Below are 2,565 nucleotides of genomic sequence, written 5' to 3'. Positions count from 1 at the left end.
CCGGCAAGGATGTCATCTTTGGGGAATTGGTGTTTCAGTCTTTCCAGTATATCAAAAGTTCTTGTCACCTCCATAATGCAAAAGATCTGATTGTTCTGACAAATATAAGAATTAATTTCAGAGCTCCGGACCCAGTTTTTTATAATCAATGATTTATGGAGTTATGACATCAAACTAAAATGTCGTATTTTTCGGGAAAAAAGTTATGCAGATGCAGATGCCGATTTTCCCGGAAAATACAAAATTAATCAATTCTAATGTTGGAGTTTATCAAAAAGACGGTTTTGTTTATTATTTGCATAACGGGTCTCCGATCCACTGTCATGCTAAGAATGATTTAAACAGCTACCGTTATATCCTGGCCAGCCTGATTAATAACGAATTGTGTAAGACAAGTGAATTAAGCAAAGCCCTGGGTATCCCCATAAAAAATGTCCAACGTTATGCCAAGACTTTGCGGGATAAAGGCACAGAATGGTTTTTCAACAGAGAAGATCAAAGAGGCCAGTGTTATAAATTTACCAGTGAAAAACAAGAACAGGCCCAGGACTTGTTAAATCAAGGCTACTCGGCTTACAGAGTGGCAAAGGAGACAGGGTTAAGTGAAAGCGCTATACGTTATCACTTACGCTCCGGGGTTTTAAAAAAAAAGTAGTAAATCTCCCTCAGACCACCACGCCCAAAGAACGTAATATTACCGATTATCTGGCTTCAGAGCTTATAGGAATGGGTGCTACGCGGGTTGAAAGCCGCCTCGATGCAGCTTTGGGAGAGCAGGTAACAGACATTGTCAGGTTTGAGCCATGTCAGAGTGTTCCTTTCGGAGGGGTTTTATTTCTGTTGCCCTTTTTACTGGCCAATGGTCTTTTGAGCTACAGTTTTTATTATTCTCAGCGTGAGCGAGGCTATTACAATTTTGATATCATTGTTCTTGCCTTAGCTTTCATGTATTTGTGCCGGATTAAAAATATAGAACAATTAAAACATCATAGTCCGGGGGAGTTGGGCAAATTATTGGGCTTGGACCGTATCCCTGAAGCCAGGTGTTTTCGTTCGGTCTTGAAAGAGTTAAGCGAAGAAGAGCAGGCATCAAGGTGGAGTGCTTATTTATCACAGGAATGGATCGACAAAGACGAGGTAGAAATATATTATGTTGACGGACACGTTCAGGTTTATCATGGATATTTGGCCAATTTAGGCAAAAAACATATTAGCCGGCAAAAATTGTGTCTTCCCGGAACGGTGGAGTTCTGGGTAAATAACGCTGAGGGTATGCCTTACTTCTATATTACCGGCCAGGTGAATGAAAAATTAAAACAAGCCCTGGAAGAAGAGATCATTCCCCGGCTCAACTCTCTCCAACAATCCAAAGAAGTGCCAGCCAATAATGGAGAAGAAGATGCTTTATCTCCTTTTTACACATTGGTTTTTGACCGGGAGGCCTATAGCCCGGTATTTTTTGATAAAATATGGAAACAATATCATATAGCAGTGATTACCTACAGGAAAAATGTAAAAGACAGCTGGGATGAAGACGATTTTGAACCCTATAAGATAGAAACAGAACTGGGTGAGGCGGAGATGAGTTTGTGTGAGAAGGAGGTAGAGTTAAACGGGGTAGTTATGAGAGAAATAAGAAAGCGCAATGATAGTGGACATCAAACCAGTGTAATAACAACCAATTACCAGCTATCTACCGAGAAGATAGCCCAGTATATGTTTGCCCGATGGTCTCAGGAAAATTTCTTCAGATATATGAGACAGGAATACGATATTGACAGGATCATCCAATATGGTGTAGATGAATTAGATAAAAATATAAAAGTAGTTAACCGGGAGTACAGTAATTTAACCTACCGGCTGAAAAAAATCAGGGAAAAGATCAGTCGCCGGCAGTCCAATTTGTATCTTTTAGAAGAAGAAAGCAGCAAGACAGGGTTAGAGGAACAATCGGCTCAAAATATTGCCAAACAACAAGAGTTCATAGAAGAGCTTACCAACCTTCGAGAGGAAGAGAAACGGCTTATTATTGAGAGAAAAAAGCATCCTTATAAAATACCTGTCGGACAGATGCCTGAAGATCAAAAGTATAATAAATTAAAGACAGAGAGCAGGCACCTGCAAAACATCATTAAAATGATATGCTATAGAGCGGAGACTGCTATGGCTAATGTGCTGGGCTCAGAATATAAAAAGGGCAAAAATGAAATAAGGGCATTAATAAAAAGCCTTATCTCCACTCAGGCAGACATAGATCCTGATTATGAGCAGAACACACTTACTGTCAGTTTATACAGCCTGTCATCTCAACGAGATAACAGGGCTGTTGCCAGCGTATGCCACTTATTAAATGAAACCGAGACCCTGTACCCCGGTACCAATTTGAAGCTAATTTTTAAAAATGCGACATTTTAATTTGATGCCAGGTCAAGAGTTCTGAATATGAAGAATAAATGGGCCAGTTGCTCAAGCAAAGGCCGCTTTGATTTTCGATACAGAAGTTCTCGTGCAAATAAACGCAATGAAATCATTGTGCATGAACTTCTCCATTTACGATATCCTTCT

At 39.9% G+C, this 2,565-nt stretch carries 2 protein-coding genes and 1 pseudogene; all 3 read left to right on the top strand.

All coding sequences use genetic code 11. The features are described from left to right. Positions 1–211: 211 nt before the first annotated feature. Entirely contained in the window at positions 212–655 is a 444-nt protein-coding gene (locus KGY70_20740) for a hypothetical protein (GenBank protein ID MBS3777633.1), read from the top strand. A 71-nt stretch (positions 656–726) separates the two neighbouring features. Further along, complete coding sequence (locus KGY70_20735; protein ID MBS3777632.1) at positions 727–2,415, top strand: hypothetical protein; 1,689 nt, start codon at positions 727–729, stop codon at positions 2,413–2,415. Positions 2,416–2,427: 12 nt separating this feature from the next. Continuing rightward, positions 2,428–2,565 (top strand): annotated as a pseudogene (locus tag KGY70_20730) (DUF45 domain-containing protein).

The sequence above is a fragment of the Bacteroidales bacterium genome (assembly GCA_018334875.1).
Taxonomy (GTDB): domain Bacteria; phylum Bacteroidota; class Bacteroidia; order Bacteroidales; family UBA12077; genus JAGXLC01.
The sequence above is the reverse complement of the archived record's forward strand: the minus strand, read 5'-3'. Positions and strand labels throughout refer to the sequence as shown.

What these genes read in the sequence shown, in the direction of transcription:
- KGY70_20740 (MBS3777633.1), top strand. Translation starts at nt 212, where the DNA reads ATGCAGATGCCGATTTTCCCGGAAAATACAAAATTAATCAATTCTAAT.
- KGY70_20735 (MBS3777632.1), top strand. Translation starts at nt 727, where the DNA reads ATGGGTGCTACGCGGGTTGAAAGCCGCCTCGATGCAGCTTTGGGAGAG.